Raw genomic sequence first — 17942 nt, forward strand, 5'->3', positions numbered from 1 at the left:
TCGGCGCCGTACAGGGTCACCGAGTCGAATGCGGTCGACAGGCGCTTCGCGTCCATGCCCTGGGACACCAGCTTGAAGCGGCGGTTGGTGCGGAAGGCGTCGCCTTCGCCGGCGAACATGCGGGTCGGATCTTCGCCTTCGCGCTTGAAGGCGAACACGCCGGCCGTGTACGGGAAGGAGCCCGGCACGTTTTCCAGCATCAGGAAGCGCAGCACTTCGCCGTGGTCTTCGTACTTCGGCAGGGCGACCTTGCGGATCGGATTGCCCGACAGGGTGCGCTGCACCAGGCGGGTGCGGATTTCCTTGTCGCGGATTTTGACGACATAGTCTTCGCCCGCATAGGCGGCCTGCATGTCGGGCCACATCGCCAGCAGCTTCTTGGCGCCGCCGTCCATGGCGTGGTCGCGCTCCGTGATCAGGTCGTCGAAGTCGGCGCCCTTGTTGGCGGCGGCCAGCATGCGCTTGGTCTCGCTGAGTTGCTGGCGCTCGCGCGCCAGCGTGACCTGCTTCCTGACGTTGCGGTGGTAGCCGCGCACGGTGTCGGCGATCTCGGCCAGGTAGCGCGAACGGGCGGGCGGCACGATGGCATTGCGGCCGGAGGAATGGCGCACCGGCTCGCGCGCCAGCAGCCCGGGGCCGGTCCGCATGCCGCGAGCGGCGAGCGCGTCGTGCAGCGCATGGTACAGGGCGGTGACGCCATCGTCATTGAAGCGTGAGGCCTGGGTGCCGAACACCGGCATGGTCTCGACGGCGTCGCTCCATCGCTCGCGGTTGCGCTGGTACTGCTTGGCGACGTCGCGCAGCGCATCGAGTGCGCCGCGGCGGTCGAACTTGTTGATCGCGACGAAGTCGGCGAAATCCAGCATGTCGATCTTCTCGAGCTGGGAGGCGGCGCCGAATTCCGGCGTCATCACATACATGCTGAGGTCCACCAGCGGCACGATGGCGGCATCGCCCTGGCCGATGCCCGAGGTCTCCACGATCACCAGGTCGAAGCCGGCAGCCTTGCAGGCGGCGATGGCGCCGGGCAGGGCGGGGGACACTTCGGAACCGGCCTCGCGCGTGGCCAGCGAGCGCATGAAGACCTGCTGGCGCCCCGACCAGGGAGAGATGGCATTCATGCGGATGCGGTCGCCCAGCAGGGCGCCGCCCGACTTGCGGCGCGAGGGGTCGATCGAGATCACGGCGATTTCCAGTGCGTCGTCCTGGTCCAGGCGGATACGCCGGATCAGCTCATCGGTCAGCGAGGACTTGCCGGCGCCGCCGGTGCCGGTGATCCCCAGCACCGGCACGGGCTTGCCTGCCGCCGCCCGGGCCAGCGCTTCCTGCAGCGCCGGGCCGGCGCTGCCGTTCTCCAATGCCGTGATCAGCTGGGCCAGCGGACGGTGGCGCGCGGGACCGGCCTCGCGCGCCAGGACGTCGAGCGTGGTGGGCGCATAGGCGGACAGGTCGACGTCGCAGGCATGGATCATCGCCAGGATCATGCCGACCAGGCCCATGCGCTGTCCGTCCTCCGGGCTGAAGATGCGCGTCACGCCGTAGGCATGCAGGTCCTCGATCTCCTGGGGGACGATCACGCCGCCGCCGCCGCCGAACACCTTGATGTGGGGGCCGCCGCGTGCCTTCAGCAGGTCGATCATGTACTTGAAGTATTCGACATGGCCGCCCTGGTAGCTGGAGATGGCGATGCCCTGGGCATCCTCCTGCAGCGCCGCGGTCACGATTTCCTCGACCGAGCGGTTGTGGCCCAGGTGGATGACCTCGGCCCCGTTGGCCATGAGGATGCGGCGCATGATGTTGATCGAGGCGTCGTGGCCATCGAACAACGAAGCGGCGGTAACGAAGCGCACCTTGTTGACGGGCGTGTAGCTGGTCAGGTTAGTCAGTACTGATAAATCGGTCATGCTGCATCCTCATGTGATCGACCGGGAAGGGCCCCGGGGCCTTGCCTGAAATCCGATTGTGCGCTGCCCGTCTTTTATGCATAATATAAAAAAGCAAGGCAGCCTGTTTTTTTATTCTAGCGCATACGCGGTCGATCTTGCCAGTCGACGCAGTCGCGATTGCAAAACAATTTTCGAGAGAGACGATCGCCATGCCACACCGCCTTTCACCCATGCTGCAGCCGGGTTCCATCGCCATGATTGGCGCCAGCAACGATCCGAAGCGTATCGGCGGCATGCCCCTCGATCTGCTGAAGCACTTCGGCTACCAGGGTCGGGTCTATCCGGTCAACCCGAAATACGGGGACGTCTTCGGCTACCGTTGCTATCCTGATATCGAGTCGGTGCCGGCGGCGCCGGACCTGGTCGTGCTGGCCATCGGCGCGGCCGATGTAACGGCGATGCTGCGCCGCTGCCGCGCGCACGGCGCCAGGGCCGCCATCGTGTACGCTGCCGGCTTCGCCGAGATGGGCGGGGAGGGCGCGGCGCTGCAGGAAGAGCTGGAAGCGTTTGCGCGCGAGAGCGGCATGCCGGTCGCGGGACCGAACTGCATGGGCTTCGCCAACCTGAATACCCATGCCTACACCGCCTTCGCCAGCGTCTTCAGGAATGTCGAACCGCAGCCGGGGGCGGGACGCGCCAGCCTGGTCACCCAGAGCGGGAACGTGTGCTCGACGGTGTTTGCGCTGATGCGCCAGCTCGGCGTGACCGTCAGCCACTTCATCAACACCGGCAACGAAGCCTGCGTCGAATTTTCGGAATACCTCGAATACCTGGCCCAGGACGGCGACAGCGATTGCGTGGTCGGCTACATCGAGCAGCTGCGCGACGGCCAGCGCTTCATCGAGGCGGCGCTGGCCTTCGCCGAGGCGGGCAAGCCGATGATCATGTACAAGGCGGGGCAGACCGAGAAGGGTTCCGAGGCGGTGCGCTCGCACACCTCGGCGCTGGCCGGGAACATGGCGCTGTACGAAGCCGCGTTTCGCCAGCTGAACGTGATCCAGGGCCAGGATTTCACCCAGATGGCCGATCTGGCCTGGCTGAGCGGGTTCCGCCAGCGCCAGGGCGGCAAGCGGGTCGCCATCGTCACCTTGTCCGGCGCGCTGGGCGCGATCCTGGCGGACAAGTTCATCGGCGCCGGAATGGACGTGCCGACCTTGCCCGACCAGGTCCAGCAAGCGCTGCGCGACGGTATTCCCGACTACGGCATGGTGTCCAATCCCGTCGACGTGACCGGGAACATCGTCAACAACCCCGATTTCGTGCGCTCGGTCTTCACCGCACTGGCCAGCACCGACGCCATCGACACGGTGGTGGTGTACGCCACCGGAGCGCTGCTCGACCGCATGGCCGAGCCCCTGCTGGAAGTGTGCGCGGCCCATCCGCGCCTGTTCGTCGCGATCGATACCGGCAAGGCCACCTGCCGCGCGCGCCTGGCGGAGGGCGGCATCCCGGTGTTCACCGACATCGGCCGCGCCGCCCAGGCCCTGCCGGCATTCTGCCACTGGCTGGACGGGCGCGCCGGCGTGGCGCGCTGGGCCGAGCTGCGCAAGTCGGGCGCGGCGGCGCCGGTGGCGCGCGAGCTCGCACAGCTCGACGAGTACCGCACCAAGCTGCTGCTGTCCGAATTCGGCGTGCCGCCGGTGGCCGAAGCCCCGGCGGTTGACGCCAACGCGGCGGTCGAGGCGGCGGTGCGGATCGGCTATCCGGTCGTGCTGAAGATCCTGAGCGCGGACATCGCCCACAAGACCGAGGCCGGCGGCGTGCGCCTGAACCTGCAGGACGAGGCCGCGGTGCGCACCGCCTTCCACGAGATCCTGGCCGCGGCGCGGGCCCATGCCCCGGAGGCGCGCCTGCAGGGCGTGCTGGTGCAGGCCATGTCGAAGGGCGTGGCCGAACTGATCGCCGGCGTCACCCGCGATCCGGTCTTCGGCGCCGCGCTGACGGTCGGGCTGGGCGGCGTGCTCACCGAACTGTATCGGGACGTCAGCCACCGCCTGCTGCCGGTGGACGAACACAGCGCCACGGAGATGCTGCGCAGTATCAAGGCTTATCCGCTGCTGGACGGTTTCCGCGGCCGTCCGAAGGCGGACGTGGCGGCGGCGGCCGGCGCGGTGGCGGCCCTGTCGCGCGCGGCCCTGGCGCTCGGCGAGGAGGTGGCCGAGATCGAGGTCAACCCGCTCCAGGTCAGGCAGTCCGGCGCGGTGGCCATCGACGCGCTGCTGCTGACCCGCTGACGGCCCACCCCTTTGACTGTTGCTGGAGTTGACCGTGAAGCTGACACTGACTGAATTGCAGGAAATGATCGAGACCAGCGTGCTCGCATACCTGACCCATGAATACGACTTCCTGAAGCGGGCCAACAGCCTGGCCGCCCCGCACGCGCTGTCGCCCGCCGTGTGGGAGAGCTTTGCCGGCATGGGCTGGCTCGGCCTGCCGCTGCCCGAGGATGATGGCGGCATCGACGGGCGCGCGCTGGAGAGCGGCCTGTTGATGCGCGCCTTCGGGCGCCACCTGGTGGTCGAACCTTACCTGAACAGCGTGCTGCTGGGTACCCGCCTGCTGGCGGAACTCGGCACGCCCGCGCAGCGCGAGGCCTGGTTGCCCGATCTCGTGGCCGGCAGCCGGCGTGTGGTGCTGGCGCACGATGAAAGCGCCAATCCCGATCCCTGGGCGGCGCGCGCCACCCGGGCCCGCGCCCAGGGCGGCGCCTTCGTGCTCGACGGCCGCAAGTCACTGGTGGCCGGCGCCCCGGGCGCCGATGCCCTGCTGGTGTCCGCCCTGGGCGAGGACGGCGCCCAGGCGCTGTTCCTCGTTCCCTGCGACGCTCCCGGCCTGACGCTGGCCGAGCGCCGCACGCTCGACGGCGGCCGCGCCGCCGACCTGGTGCTAACCGAGGTGCGCGTCGACGCCGGTGCACGGCTTGACGCGGAGGACGACGCCGCACCGGTGCTGCACCGGCTGCTGGCCGAAGCCATCGTCAGCCAGTGCTGGGAAGCCAGCGGCGCGATGCAGGCCGCGCTGGAGCAGACCGCCGCCTATACCCGGGAGCGGGTCCAGTTCGGCCAGCCGATCAGCAAGTTCCAGGTGATCCAGCACCGCCTCGCCGAGATGGCTGTCCACTGCGAGGAAGCGCTGGCCGCCTGCCAGCTGGCGGCCCTGCGCATCGAACGCGATCCGCAGTCCGCGATCGAGATGGCGGCCCTGGCCAAGGCCAAGCTCGGGCGGGGCGCGCTGTTCGTGGCCCAGCAGGCGGTCCAGCTCCATGGCGCCATGGGCGTGTCCGAGGAACTGGCGATCGCCAGCTATTACCGCAAGCTGCTCGGCTTTTCGCAGCAGTACGGCGATGCCGCCTGGTTCGCCGGCCGCTACGGCGCCATCATGCTCGACAGCGAAGCCTACCGCGCCAGCCGCGTCCTGACCACGCCGAAAGGAAACCAGCATGCATCTTGACCTCAGCCCGGCCGACCTGGCCTTCCGCGACGAAGTGCGCGCCTTCCTGAACGAGAACCTGAGCCCGGAACTGCGGCGCGGACAGCGCTACACGACCGGCATCTATCCCGAGCCCGAGATATCCGGGCCATGGCAGCAGGCCCTGCGGCGCAAGGGCTGGCTGGTCCCGATGTGGCAGGAAGAGTGGGGCGGCACCGGCTGGAGCGCGGCGCAGCGCTTCATCTTCGAGTCCGAATGCACCCTGGCCGGGGCGCCGCTGGTGCATCCGATGGGCGTGCGCCTGGTCGGCCCGGTGATCCAGCGCTTCGGGACCGCAGAGCAGAAGCGCCATTACCTGCCGCGCATCCTCGACGGCCAGGACTACTGGTGCCAGGGCTTTTCCGAGCCCGGCTCGGGTTCCGACCTGGCGTCGCTGAAGATGGCGGCGGTGCCGGACGGCGAGGACTATGTACTGAACGGCTCGAAGATCTGGACCACCCATGCGCACCACGCCAACATGATGTTCGCACTGGTGCGCACCAGCACCGAAGGCAAGCGCCAGGACGGCATCAGCTTCCTGCTGATCGACATGGACACGCCCGGCATCGAGGTCCACCCGATCCCGACCATCGCCGGCGACCATGATGTCAACCAGGTGTTCTTCACCGACGTGCGGGTGCCGAAGGCGAACCGGATCGGGGCCGAGAATGCCGGCTGGGAGTGCGCCAAGTACCTGCTCGAATTCGAGCGCGGCGGCGGCATCTTCAGCGGCCGGCTGCGTTCGCAGCTCAAGCGCATCGGCGACGCCATCGACGAACTGCGGGCCGGCGGCATCGACGTGCGCGCCGATCCGCGCCTGGTCGCCCGTTTCGGCGAGGTGTGCGCCGACCTGGACAGCTTCGAGATGTTCGAGCTGCGCGTGATGGGCGGGCTCGAGCCGGGCCAGAACCCGGGGCCGGTGTCCTCGATCCTGAAGCTGCGCGCCAGCCGCATGAAGCAGGCCGTTGCCGGGCTGGGCGTCGAGGTGCTGGGGCCGCAGGCGCTGCACTGGAGCGAGGCGCCCGGGCAGGGCGACAGCCTGCTGCCGCTGCTGGTGCCGGACGCCCTGAACAGCCGCTCGTTCACCATCTTCGGCGGCGCATCGGAAGTGCAACTGACGATCATCGCCAAATCGGTGGTCGGGGTCTGAGCGGCAAACCACTAGAAAGGAGACAGCAATGGGCAGACTGGAAGGCAAGCGCGCGCTGGTGATCGGCGCGGCGGGGCGCGACAACATGGCGCAGACGATCGCACGCCGCTTCGCGGAGGAAGGCGCGCAGGTGATGGTGGCCGGGCGCCAGCTGGAGGAACTGGAGCGCTTCGCGCACGAGATCGGCGGATACGCGCACCAGTGCGACATCACCCGCCGGCAAGACACGCTGGATTTGGCGCGCGCCGCGAAGGAGCGCATGGGCGCCATCGACATCGCCCTGAACGGCACCGGCTGGGGCCTGCTCAAGCCCTTCGAGCTGACCACGCCCGAGGAGCTGGAGCGCATCACCGCGCTGCAGTTCATCGGGCCGTTCTACTTCTTCCAGGCCGTGCTGGGCGCCATGGAGCAGGGCGGTTCGCTGATCCAGATCTCGTCCGCCACCGCCACCATCATGCTCGACGACCACGCCGCCTACATGGGCACCAAGGCCGGCTTCGACCATGTGATGCGCTGCATCGCCAACCAGTACGGCGCGCGCGGCATCCGCGCCAACTCGATCTCCCCGGGGCTGACCGATACGCCGATGGGGAGCCGGGCGCGCGCCATCCCCGCCGTGTTCGAGACCTACCAGGGCTGCTATCCGCTCGGCCGGGTCGGCACGCCCGGCGACATCGCGGCGGCGGCGGTGTGGCTGGGCAGCGACGAATGCTTCATGACGGGGCAGAACCTGCAGGTGAACGGCGGCCTGACCCTGCGCCGCAACCCGAGTGCGGAAGAGCTCGACGCGGCGGCCATCCGGTCCACCGGCAAGCCGCGGCCGCGCCCCTGGCTGACCTGAAAAACCCGTTCCTTCCGGGACGGTTTCTGTTGTACTATCGATCTCAATAAAGTCAGGCTGGACGGTTTTTATTGGAACGACCGTGCTGAACTGGCATCCATCATCGGAGACAAGACAATGAACGTCGACGCAAAACGTCGCCACCTGCTGGGCGGCAGCCTGGCGGGTGCGGCCATGTTGGGCGGCATGGGCGCCGCCCAGGCCCAGGCGGAACGCAAGGGCGCCCCGGTACGCTGGGACATGGAAACCGACATCGTCGTGGTCGGCAGCGGCGCGGCCGCCTGCAGCGCGGCGGTGACGGCGGTGGACCTGGGCAGCAAGGTGGTCCTGCTCGAGAAGGCGCCGATCTTCGGCGGCACCACCCGCCGTTCCGGCGGCGTGGCCTGGATCCCCAACAATTTCAGCATGCAGGCGCAGGGCGTCCAGGATCCCGAGGCCGACTGCCTGCGCTACATGTGCCGCTACGCCTATCCGGCCCGCTACCGCAAGGACAGCCCCAACTACGGACTGGAGGCTCCCGAATTCGAGCTGCTGCAGGCCTGGTACCGCAACGGCGCGCCGGCGGTGGCGCGCCTGAATGCGATCGGCGCGGCGAACCTGGTGCGTTTCGACCTGCCGGGCGGGGTCGGCCCGTCGCCGGACTACGCGGCGACCCTCCCGGAGAACAAGGCGCCGAAGGGCCGGGCGGTCTGGCCCGATCCGAAAGTGGCCGGACGCGGTTCCGGCATGGTCGACCAGATGGTCGCCTGGCTGGAAAAGCGCGGCGCGACCCTGCTGGCCGGCCACCGCGTGATGAACCTGGTGCGCCAGGGCGAACGTGTCGCCGGCGTCGAGGTCAAGGCGGGCGACAAGACCTTGTTCGTGCGCGCCAAAAAAGGCGTGATCTTCGGCAGCGGCGGCTTTGCCCACAATGCCGAGCTGACCGCGCGCCACACCGGTCCCGTGTACGGTTCGTGCGCGAGTCCCGGCGCCACCGGCGACTTCCTCGTCATGGCCGCGGCGGCCGGGGCGCGCATGGGCGATCTCGGCACCGCCTGGCGCACCCAGGTCGTGCTGGAAGAAGCTCTGGTCAATCCATCGGTGGGCACGGCGATCAATATCCCGCCCGGCGACGCGATGATCCTGGTGAACAAGCATGGCCGGCGTGTCGTCAACGAAAAGCGCAACTACAACGACCGCACCCGCGTGCACTTCGACTGGGATCCGGTGCGGGCCGAGTATGCCAACCAGTTCCTGTTCATGGTGTTCGACCAGCGCGGCATCGACGTGTACGGCGGCAGCTTCCCGTTCCCGCAGGACGTGCGCGAGTCGCCCCACCTGATCCAGGGGGCGACCCTCGCGGAGCTGGGGGCCAATATCCAGGCGCGCCTGGACAAGCTGGCGCCGCGCATCGGCGAGGTGCGCCTGAACGAGGCATTCGGGAGCCAGCTCGGGCAGACGGTCGAGCGCTTCAACGGCTTCGCCAGGGCCGGTCGCGACGACGATTTCCAGCGCGGCCGCGACCCCGCCGAAACCGACTGGCTGGCCTATTTCTCGCGCCCGCAGAAGGGGCAGGAGAGCAAGGTGGCCGGGATGGCCAACCGCACCCTGCATCCGTTCACGGCGCAGGGGCCCTACTATGCCGTGATCGTGGCGCCGGGGGCGCTCGACACCAATGGCGGCCCGCAGATCAATGCGCGCGCCGAAGTGCTGGGCAACGACGGCAAGCCGATCGCCGGCCTGTACGGCGCCGGCAACTGCATCGCCAGCCCGTCGCGCGCGGCCTATTATGGGGCCGGCGGCACCATCGGGCCGGCGCTGACCTTCGGCTACATCGCCGCCCGTTCGGCCCATGGCGCCACCACGGCCGCCTGAAGGAGTTGTCATGCATGCAAATGTGTTCGCCGCAGTGCTGTCATGCCTGGTCCTGATGTCGTCCGCGGCCCAGGCCCAGGCTCCCGCTTTCAGGAAGGACGTGCTGCCGCTGCTGCAGCGCCAGTGCGTGGCCTGCCACACGACCGGCGAGGAACAGGGCCAGCTCGGCCTGGCGCCGACCCTGGCCTACGCCAGCCTGGTGGGCAAGGCGGCCGTGCAGGCCCCGATGCCGCGTGTCGATCCCGGCAAGCCGGAGCGCAGCTACCTGCTGCACAAGCTGCGCGGCACCCACCTCGACAACGGCGGCAGCGGCATGCGCATGCCGATGGGCCAGGAGCAGCTGGGCGCCGGAGAACTCGGCATGCTGGCCGCCTGGATCAAGGCCGGCGCGCCGGATAATTGAGGGAGGAGACCGACATGAACGACTTCAACGTCCGCATGAGCCTGCGGCCGGCGATCCAGCGCGACGGCGGCTATGCCTGGTACGTCGTCTACCTGCTGACCTTCGCCTACACGGTCGCCTTCATCGACCGCCAGGTGCTGAACCTGCTGGTCGACCCGATCAAGCGCGACCTGCTGCTGACCGACGTGCAGATCAGCCTCCTGCAAGGCCTGGCCTTCATGGCGGCCTATGTCAGCTTCGGGCCGGTGTTCGGACGCTGGGTCGATACCGGCAACCGGCGCCGGGTGCTGGCGCTCGGCGTCGGGCTGTGGAGCTTCTTCACGATCATGTGCGGGATGTCGACCGACTTCTGGCAGCTGTTCCTGGCGCGCGCGGGCGTCGGTGCGGCCGAGGCCTGCCTGGCGCCGGCCGGCTTTTCACTGATCGCCGACTACTTCAGCCGCGAGAAGCTCCCGCGCGCCATGAGCATCTTCATGCTCGGGCCGTCGCTGGGCGCGGGGCTGGCGCTGATCGCCGGCGGCATGGTGATCGGTTCGGCAGCGACCCTCGGCCAGTGGTTCCCCATCCTCGCCCACCTCAGTACCTGGCAGCTGACCTTCGTGATGGTCGGCGCCCCCGGTCTGCTGCTGGCCCTGGTGCTGCTCACCGTCAAGGAGCCGCAGCGCAGCTCGATGGCGGGCGCGGCGCAGAAGGACCAGCATTTCACCATGCGCCAGACGCTCGCTTTCTTCTGGGACAACCGGGCATTCTACGGCCGCTATTTCATCGGCCTGTCGCTGCTGGCCATCGTCATCTATGGTTTCCCGACCTGGATGCCGGCCTACCTGATGCGCCATTTCGGCGCCGATCCGGCCTCGGTCGGGCTGCGCCTCGGCGCCCAGGTCCTGATCGTCGGCGCCATCGGCATCTATTCCGGGCCCTGGGTCGAACGCTGGCTGAACCGGCGCGGCTACCGCGACGCGCCGGTGCGTTGCCCGATGCTGTGCGCGGGCGTGGTCGCGTTGCTGTGCGCGGCGTTCCCGTTCGCGGGCAGCTACGACATGACCCTGCTGGTCGCCGGCCTGATCAACCTGTTCTACGGCCTGCCGTGGGCGGTCGCGGCATCGGCGCTGCAGATCTCGACGCCCAACCGCATGCGCGGGATCGCGGTATCGATCTTCTATTTCCTGATTTCGCTGTTCGGCCTCGGCATTGCGCCGAGCATCATCGCTTTCGTCACCGACCACATCCTGGGCGACCCGGCCAGGGTCGGTACCTCGCTGGCCATCGTTTGCAGCGCCAGCGCATGCGGCGCTGCCTGGCTGCTGTACGGCGCCATGAAACACTATCCGGAGAACGTGAATGAATAATGCAGCAACCGCAAGCCGCCCGGCAGGACGGATCGGCATCATCGGCGTCGGCGGCATCGGCGGCTTCTACGGCATCATGCTGGCGCGCGCCGGCTTCGACGTCCACTTCCTGCTGCGCAGCGAATACGACGCGGTGGCCCGCGACGGTCTCCTGCTCAAGAGCGCACGCTTCGGCGACACCCGGCTGCATCCGGTGCAGGCCTACCGCGACGCGGCCGACATGCCGCAGTGCGACTGGGTGCTGGTGGCCGCGAAGACCACCGCCAACGCCGGCCTGGCCCCCGCGATCGCGCGGGTCGCGGCGCCCGGCGCCAAGGTCATGCTGTTCCAGAACGGTTTCGGCGTCGAGGACGAACTGCGCAAGCTGCTGCCCGAATCGCTGCACCTGATCGGCGGCCTGTGCATCATCTCCGTGCACCGCGAAGGGCCGGGAGTGATCGGCCACCACGACTATGGCAGCGTCAACCTCGGCTACCACTCCGGTCCTGGCGACAATGGCCGCATGGTGCTGGAGCAGGCCGGGGAACTGTTTCGCGTGGCCGGCATCGATGCGCCGCTGATGGACGACCTAATCCAGGCGCGCTGGCAGAAGCTGGTCATGAACATTCCCTTCAATGGCGTCAGCGTACTGCTCGACAGCGGCACCAGGGCCCTGATGAGCTACCCGACGACGCGCGCCCTGATCCGCGAACTGATGGAAGAAGTGATCGACGCCGCGGCTACCTGCGGCCATTCATTGGGGGAGGGCTACATCGACAAGGCCTGGTCCGCCACGGACGGCAAGCCGGATTACACGCCGAGCATGCTGCTCGATTACAAGGAACGGCGGCCGCTGGAACTGCAGGCCATCTATGCGGCGCCGCTGGCGGCTGCGGCGGCTGCGGGCAAGCCGATGCGGAAGGTGGAGATGTTGTACCAGTCGCTTTGCTTCATCGATCAGCGCAATCGCAGCTGATTCGCTTGTGAGGGTATCGCCACCGTGAGGTGGCGATACCCTCATGCCGGCGCCAGCGCCGCTTCCTTGGCCTTGCAGGCCGTATCCCCAAGCTTTGTCCGGCAGACCGCGACGCCGCTGGCAATGAACTGCTTGCCGGCGATGAAGTCGAGTGGCGAGTTCACCGCTTCCACCGCCATGACCTGTTCTCCGTTCAGGTGGTAGACCGCGAACTTGCCCAGTTCCGGCATGCCGCGCACGACCTGGCGGTCGGCGCCGCAGGGCAGGCCGGCGATCTGCAGCCTGATGTCGTACTGCTCCGACCAGAACCACGGCACTTCGCAGGCCGGGCAGGTATTGCCGGCAATCGCGCAGGCCGCCTGGCGCGCCTGTTCGTTCGCATTCGGCACGCTCTCGAGGCGGCACTGGTGGCTCCCGTACACTCCCATCGGACGCCAGCTGACGTCGCCGATCGCGAAGATCCGCGGGTCGCTGGTGCGCGCATGCTCGTCCACTACCACGCCGTTCCCGCATTCCAGGCCGCAGGCGCGCGCCAGTTCGTCGCGCGGCTGTGCGCCCACGCCCACCAGGGCGACGTCGCAGGCGATCCGGCTGCCGTCTTCCACCACCACGGCCTCGACGGCGCCTTCGCCCTCGAAGTGAGACAGGCGCGCACCACGCAGGATGGTCACTCCGTGGCTGGCGTGGCGTTGGGCGAAAAAGGCGGCCAGCGGGGCGCTTGCCACCCGCGCCAGCAGGCGTTCCTCGCGTTCCAGCACGGTCACGTCCAGGCCCAGCGCACGCGCCGAGGCCGCGACTTCGAGGCCGATGTAGCCGCCGCCGACGATGGCCAGCCTGCGGCCGGGTTGCAGCGCGGCCTTGAGCCGGGCCGCGTCGCCGGCATCGCGCAGGCTGAGGATGTTGTCGAGCTGCGCGCCCCGTACCGCCAGCCGGCGCGCACTGGCGCCGGTGGCCAGGATCAGGTAGTCATACGGAACGCGGCTGCCCTCGGCCAGGACGACCTGGCGCGCGTCGCGCTCGATGGCGTAGACCTTCCGGCCGCTGCGCACCGTGATGTCCTGCTCCTCGTACCAGGACGCGGGACGCAGCAGCAGCGAGTCCTGATCCGCCTCGCCCTTCAGGAAGGCTTTCGACAGCGGAGGACGGTGATAGGGCAGGCCCGGCTCGTCGCCGAGCAGGACGATGGGGCCGCGATGGCCCTGTTCGCGCAACTGGGCGCAGGCGGCGCCGCCGGCATGGCCGGCGCCGACGATCACGACGGTGGATTCGGTCGACATGGTAGGTCCTGCCGGTTCAAGTGTTGGCATTGGCATGCACGGCGCCGGCCGCAACCTGGGCGGTGGCGGGATTGGCGTCCGGGTCGTTCTGGTCGAACGGGCTGATCGCGAAGCGCCGTGGCCACAGCAGCAGGGCGGCGGCGATGGCCAGCACGCAGAACACGGCCGGATACAGGGCCGCGTAGTCGTACGAGAAGCGCGACAGGTAGGTCAGGACGATCAGCGCGGTGCCGCCGAAGATGGCGATCGGGATGTTGTAGCAGGTCGCCAGGCCGGTGTAGCGCAACTGGGCCGGGAAGGAGCGCGCCAGCAGGGTCAGGGACAGGCCCATGGCGCCGCCGCCGCAGATGCCGAGGCAGATGAAGGGCAGCACCAGTGCGGCGGTGCTGGTCTGGCGGTAGGCCCAGAAGATGGCGAAGATGATCGCCAGCTGGCAGGCGATGTAGGCGGTGCGCAGCGAGACCAGGCGGCAGGAAACCAGCAGGCCGCTCACGATGTTGCCCACCATGGTGAAGGCGATCATCAGGGTCTGCAGTCCCGACACTTCGGGCATCGGCAGGTGCTTCATGGTGACGAACAGGGTGATCGGGAACTGCTGGGTGGCGGCGGCGACGACGGTGGTGGTCGCGGCCAGCACCATGCCGCTGAACAGGTTGAAGCGGTGCTCGGCCACCAGCACGCGGAACGGCGGGCGCTCGGACAGCATCAGGCGCGCCTTCATCGCCTCGAACACCGGGGTCTCGTGGGTGAAGCGGCGCAGGTAGACCGACAGCAGGCCGAACACGCCGCCCAGCAGGAAGGGAATGCGCCAGCCGTAGTCCATCATGGCCTCGGCGCCGAGGGCGCCGGCCAGGCCGCTGACGATCATCGAGCCGGCCAGCGAGCCGAGGCAGACGGTCGAGGCCAGGATCCCGAGCGCGAACGCGACCCACCTGCCGCTGACCTGCTCGGAGACGAAGCTGATCGCACCCGGCAGTTCGCCACCGAGGGCGATGCCCTGGGCCAGGCGCGCCAGCAGCAGCAGGATCGGCGCCCAGACGCCGATCTGCTCGTAGCCCGGCAGCAGGCCGATGGCGAGCGTCGGGAAGGCCATCAGCGCCAGGGTCAGGGTGAAGATGCGCTTGCGCCCGACCAGGTCGCCCAGCTGGGCCATCAGGATGCCGCCCACCGGGCGCACCAGGAAGCCGGCGGCGAAGATGCCGAAGGTCTGCATCAGGCGCACCCACTCCGGCATGTCGGGAGAGGAGAAGTGGCGCACGATCTGCGGCGCCAGGAAAACGAAGATGATGAATTCGAAGTATTCGAGCATGCCGCCCAGGGAAGCGATCCCCAAAGCCTTGAATTGCTCGCGGCGGCTGATCGGCGCCGCCCCCTTGTTGGTGTCGTGCATGTCGTCTCCTTGTTGTGCGAGGCCTATGCTGGCCCTTGTGTCGTGAATGCGGTTCGCAGCCGTCAGTCGCGCGCCTTGGCCCAGGCCAGGCCGCGTCGCAGCAGCTCGTAATACAGCGGGTGCTCCCACGCGCAGCGTTCGACCTGCGGGTAGAAGTCGACCATCGGCTGGAGGTCGTAATGGCCGCGGCAGTGGCCGAGGGTAAGGTACAGCACCGCGCCCCTGTCGATGCGGCGCTGGTACAGCACCGGATGACGTCGCTTTTCCCACCGATTGTAAATGAACCTGCCGGCCTCGCCTTCGAATTCGGTGTCCAGCAACACCTCGATCGGCGCGACGACGTCGGACAGATACAACTCGTCCGTGACGTCGAAGGCCGGGATGCCGTCCACCACCGGATGCGCGACCCCGGTCGGGGTCACGGTGTATGGACCGATGGGCGGGTGGGCCTGGAAGATCGAACCCAGCGTGTCCATGAACAGCGGGGCGTCGTTCGGCGTATCGATCCTACCGTTCTCGAGGAAGCGCAGGATCGAATTGGTGCCGTGCAGCGCGAACCAGCGCCCACCGCCGGCCACGTAGGCGCGCAGCGCCTGCTGCTGCGACTCGGTGGGCGTGACATCGCAGGTGTAAGTCACCAGCAGGTCGGCTGCGCGGATGGCGTCCAGGTCCGCGTAATCCTCGAACACGCGGACCCGCACCCGTTCGTCTTCCGCCAGCAGCTTGAGCAGCTCGAGACGCGCATGGTCGATGTCATGCCATTTTCCGCCGGCGATCAGGACGCAGTTCAGGCGCATGCCGGGCCCCGCTCAGTGCTGGACGCGGCGGGTCATGCCGCCGTCGATCACCAGGTTGGTGCCGGTGGTGAAGGCGCTCAGCGGCGAAGCCAGGAAGGCGACCGCATGCGCGACTTCTTCGGCCTGGCCGAGGCGGCCGAGCGGCACCTGGGCCACGGTCTTGTCGTAGAGCTCGGGACGGCCGGCCTTGATCTTGTCCCAGGCGCCGCCCTCGATGAAGATCGGGCCCGGCGACACGGTGTTGACCCGGATGCGCTTGGCGGCCAGGCTGTGCGCGAGCGCGCCGGCGTAGTTGGTTACCGCCGCCTTCAGTGCGGCGTAGGGCTGCGGGCCGAAGGCCGGCTCGATCGCCACGGTGGTCGAAATGACGATGACCGAGGCGTGTTCGGAGCGTTCCAGGGCGGGCAGGGCGGCCTCGATGCCGCGGTAGGTCGCCAGCAGGTCCAGCTCGAAGGCCGCCTGGAAGCGCTCTTCGGAGGCAGGGCCGCCGCCGCCGGACCCGAAGCAGATGAAGATGTCGCAGCCGCCCATGTTCTCGGCGGCCTGCGCCACCCATGCGCGGTAGGCGCTCGCATCGCCCAGGTCGACGCTGGCGCCGCCCACCGTGGCGCCGCCCTGGCGCAGTTGTTCGACGGCGCCGTCGACGCCGGCCTGGTCGCGCGCGCACAGCTGGATGGCGCAGCCTTCGTCCGCCAGCGCCTGTGCGACGGCGCGTCCGATGCCTTTGGTGGCGCCCGCGAGGATGGCACGTTTGCCCTTGAGTTGGAGATCCATATCGGCTTTCTTCCTGTGTGGTTGGGGGGAGTGCAAATCAGTCTATAGCTAAAATTAAAAACAGTCTAGCTGGATTCTAATTTGCCGAAAGATTGTATTTTCCCAAGGCTCGCGTGCAGCACATCCGCACCGTTTCCTGGTGCTGCAATGCACCACTCGATCCAGCAATGTCTCCCATGAAGACCCATCTCCGGCGCTGGATGTTGCGGTGCACACCAAAGCGGCCAGCCGGTCACCGGCTCCAACAAACTAAGAAAAAAACAGTTCGGAACGCTTGTTTTTTGTTTCATTGGTGGGTAGAGTCTCTACCGAACACCAACGAACCCGCAGCAGCTTCACAACAGGAGGAGATATCGATGGCGGAAAATGATCGACCATGCAGCGGGGACCAGTCGGCGCGCTGTCCCGGCCGTACCTGGGACGAGCTGGCCGACGCCGACAGCCGCACCGTGCCGGTGTTCCTCCGGCGCGACGCCTCGCGCCATCTCGGCTCGGCGCCGCTGTCGACCGACCGCTACACCAGCCCGGAGTTCTTCCAGCAGGAAGTCGAGCGCATGTGGCCGCGTGTCTGGCAGTTCGCCGCCCGCGAAGAGGAAATGCCGCAGCCCGGCGACGTGGTGGTGTACGAGAACGCCGGCCGTTCCTTCCTGCTGGCGCGCCAGCCCGACGGCTCGGTGCGCGCCTTCCATAACGTCTGCCTGCACCGTGGCCGCAAGCTGCGCACCACCAGCGGCAACGTCAGCGAATTCAAGTGCCCGTACCACGCGTTCACCTGGAATACCGACGGCACGCTGAAGAACATTCCCTGCCGCTGGGACTTCCCGCACCTGGAAGGCGAGAAGATGGAACTGCCCGAAGCCCAGGTGGCGCTCTGGGGCGGCTTCATCTTCATCAAGGAAGACGCCGGCGGCCCCACGCTGCAGGAATTCCTGGCGCCGCTGCCGGAACACTTCGAGCGCTGGCAGCCGGAGCAACGCGTGACCACGGCCTGGGCCGGCAAGGTGGTCGCCGCCAACTGGAAGGCGGTAGCGGAAGCCTTCATGGAAGCCTTCCATGTGATCGCGACCCATCCGCAGATCATGGCGTTCACCGGCGACAGCAACAGCAAGTACAACCTGTACGGCGACAACGTCAACCTGGCCATCACCCCGTTCGGCATCCCGTCGCCGCACCTGGAAGGCGTGGACCTGGACCAGCAGGCAGTCATGGACGCCTTCCTGAAGTACAACGGGCGGGTGGTGCCGCAAAACACCACGATCACCGTGCCCGAGGGACGCAGTGCGCGCGAGGTCATGGGCGACTTCAACCGCAAGCGCTTCGGCGAACTGGCCGGCCGCGACTTCGACCACGCCAGCGACGCCGAAGTGCAGGACGCGCTCACCTATAACGTGTTTCCCAACTTTTCCCCCTGGGGCGGGTTCTCGCCGACGGTGCTGTACCGCTGGCGCCCGTGGCCGGACCAGGACCACACCCTGATGGAAGTGCGCATCCTGAGCTTCGTGCGCGACGGGGAGCCCGGCCCCGGCATGGTCCCGATGCGGATGCTCGACGCCGACGAGAACTGGGCTTCGGCGCTCGGTGTGCTGGGCAGCGTCATCGACCAGGACATGGGCAATCTCCCGCACGTTCAGGCCGGCATGAAGGCGTCGAAGACCAAGAAATTGCAACTCGGTAACTATCAAGAATCGCGGATTCGCCATTTCCACCAAACCCTGGATAAATATCTTGAAACCTGACC

General features: G+C 67.9%; 14 protein-coding genes. 9 read left to right on the forward strand and 5 right to left on the reverse strand.

Going from position 1 to position 17942, the window contains the following annotated elements:
- Positions 1–1904: methylmalonyl-CoA mutase family protein (locus H162_RS31345; protein WP_020655249.1), on the reverse strand; the 1904-nt coding region annotated here is incomplete at its 3' end.
- Between the two features lie 191 nt (positions 1905–2095).
- Between H162_RS31345 and H162_RS0119890 the strand changes: the two genes are divergently transcribed.
- From H162_RS0119890 to H162_RS0119925, 8 genes are all read left to right on the forward strand, one after another.
- Entirely contained in the window at positions 2096–4180 is a 2085-nt protein-coding gene (locus tag H162_RS0119890) for an acetate--CoA ligase family protein (RefSeq protein WP_026354866.1), read from the forward strand.
- 34 nt (positions 4181–4214) lie between these two features.
- A complete protein-coding gene (locus tag H162_RS0119895) occupies positions 4215–5396 on the forward strand; it encodes an acyl-CoA dehydrogenase family protein (protein WP_026354867.1) in 1182 nt (393 codons plus the stop codon).
- Complete coding sequence (locus H162_RS0119900; RefSeq protein WP_020655252.1) at positions 5386–6564, forward strand: acyl-CoA dehydrogenase family protein; 1179 nt, start codon at positions 5386–5388, stop codon at positions 6562–6564. The genes H162_RS0119895 and H162_RS0119900 overlap by 11 nt, the downstream gene beginning before the upstream one ends.
- 28 nt (positions 6565–6592) lie before the next feature.
- Positions 6593–7405 (forward strand): SDR family oxidoreductase, encoded by an 813-nt coding sequence (locus H162_RS0119905; protein WP_020655253.1) that lies wholly within the window; start codon positions 6593–6595, stop codon positions 7403–7405.
- Positions 7406–7522: 117 nt separating this feature from the next.
- Positions 7523–9259, forward strand: coding sequence for an FAD-dependent oxidoreductase (locus tag H162_RS0119910; RefSeq protein ID WP_020655254.1), 1737 nt, complete (start codon positions 7523–7525; stop codon positions 9257–9259).
- 10 nt (positions 9260–9269) lie between these two features.
- Complete coding sequence (locus H162_RS31350) at positions 9270–9662, forward strand: c-type cytochrome (RefSeq protein WP_020655255.1); 393 nt, start codon at positions 9270–9272, stop codon at positions 9660–9662.
- Positions 9663–9676: 14 nt separating this feature from the next.
- Entirely contained in the window at positions 9677–11011 is a 1335-nt protein-coding gene (locus H162_RS0119920) for a spinster family MFS transporter (protein WP_020655256.1), read from the forward strand.
- Positions 11004–11966 (forward strand): putative 2-dehydropantoate 2-reductase, encoded by a 963-nt coding sequence (locus H162_RS0119925; RefSeq protein WP_020655257.1) that lies wholly within the window; start codon positions 11004–11006, stop codon positions 11964–11966. The genes H162_RS0119920 and H162_RS0119925 overlap by 8 nt, the downstream gene beginning before the upstream one ends.
- Positions 11967–12007: 41 nt before the next feature.
- On the opposite strand, the gene H162_RS0119930 is transcribed toward H162_RS0119925, so the two are convergent.
- The 4 genes from H162_RS0119930 to H162_RS34185 all read right to left on the reverse strand — a co-directional run bounded on the left by H162_RS0119930 (position 12008) and on the right by H162_RS34185 (position 16204).
- Positions 12008–13243: an NAD(P)/FAD-dependent oxidoreductase gene (locus H162_RS0119930; protein WP_020655258.1), complete on the reverse strand. Its 1236-nt coding sequence runs from the start codon at positions 13241–13243 to the stop codon at positions 12008–12010.
- 16 nt (positions 13244–13259) lie between these two features.
- The gene (locus H162_RS31355) at positions 13260–14633 is read right to left on the reverse strand and encodes an MFS transporter (RefSeq protein WP_020655259.1); all 1374 of its coding nucleotides are present in this window, start codon (positions 14631–14633) and stop codon (positions 13260–13262) included.
- Between the two features lie 62 nt (positions 14634–14695).
- Positions 14696–15430, reverse strand: coding sequence for a ThuA domain-containing protein (locus H162_RS34180; protein WP_020655260.1), 735 nt, complete (start codon positions 15428–15430; stop codon positions 14696–14698).
- 12 nt (positions 15431–15442) lie between these two features.
- The gene (locus tag H162_RS34185; RefSeq protein ID WP_020655261.1) at positions 15443–16204 is read right to left on the reverse strand and encodes an SDR family NAD(P)-dependent oxidoreductase; all 762 of its coding nucleotides are present in this window, start codon (positions 16202–16204) and stop codon (positions 15443–15445) included.
- Between the two features lie 356 nt (positions 16205–16560).
- On the opposite strand from H162_RS34185, the gene H162_RS0119950 reads away from it, so the two are divergent.
- On the forward strand, positions 16561–17940 hold the full coding sequence (locus H162_RS0119950; RefSeq protein WP_020655262.1) for an aromatic ring-hydroxylating oxygenase subunit alpha: 1380 nt from the start codon (positions 16561–16563) through the stop codon (positions 17938–17940).
- Positions 17941–17942 lie beyond the last annotated feature (2 nt).

Source organism: Massilia niastensis DSM 21313, assembly GCF_000382345.1.
Classification (GTDB): Bacteria; Pseudomonadota; Gammaproteobacteria; order Burkholderiales; family Burkholderiaceae_D; genus Telluria; species Telluria niastensis.

Excerpts from the sequence above, each read along its gene's own strand:
- H162_RS0119890 (WP_026354866.1), top strand. The coding sequence starts at position 2,096 with ATGCCACACCGCCTTTCACCCATGCTGCAGCCGGGTTCCATCGCCATG.
- H162_RS0119900 (WP_020655252.1), top strand. The coding sequence starts at position 5,386 with ATGCATCTTGACCTCAGCCCGGCCGACCTGGCCTTCCGCGACGAAGTG.
- H162_RS0119905 (WP_020655253.1), top strand. The coding sequence starts at position 6,593 with ATGGGCAGACTGGAAGGCAAGCGCGCGCTGGTGATCGGCGCGGCGGGG.
- H162_RS0119910 (WP_020655254.1), top strand. The coding sequence starts at position 7,523 with ATGAACGTCGACGCAAAACGTCGCCACCTGCTGGGCGGCAGCCTGGCG.
- H162_RS31350 (WP_020655255.1), top strand. The coding sequence starts at position 9,270 with ATGCATGCAAATGTGTTCGCCGCAGTGCTGTCATGCCTGGTCCTGATG.
- H162_RS0119920 (WP_020655256.1), top strand. The coding sequence starts at position 9,677 with ATGAACGACTTCAACGTCCGCATGAGCCTGCGGCCGGCGATCCAGCGC.
- H162_RS0119925 (WP_020655257.1), top strand. The coding sequence starts at position 11,004 with ATGAATAATGCAGCAACCGCAAGCCGCCCGGCAGGACGGATCGGCATC.
- H162_RS0119930 (WP_020655258.1), bottom strand. The coding sequence starts at position 13,243 with ATGTCGACCGAATCCACCGTCGTGATCGTCGGCGCCGGCCATGCCGGC.
- H162_RS31355 (WP_020655259.1), bottom strand. The coding sequence starts at position 14,633 with ATGCACGACACCAACAAGGGGGCGGCGCCGATCAGCCGCCGCGAGCAA.
- H162_RS34180 (WP_020655260.1), bottom strand. The coding sequence starts at position 15,430 with ATGCGCCTGAACTGCGTCCTGATCGCCGGCGGAAAATGGCATGACATC.
- H162_RS34185 (WP_020655261.1), bottom strand. The coding sequence starts at position 16,204 with ATGGATCTCCAACTCAAGGGCAAACGTGCCATCCTCGCGGGCGCCACC.
- H162_RS0119950 (WP_020655262.1), top strand. The coding sequence starts at position 16,561 with ATGGCGGAAAATGATCGACCATGCAGCGGGGACCAGTCGGCGCGCTGT.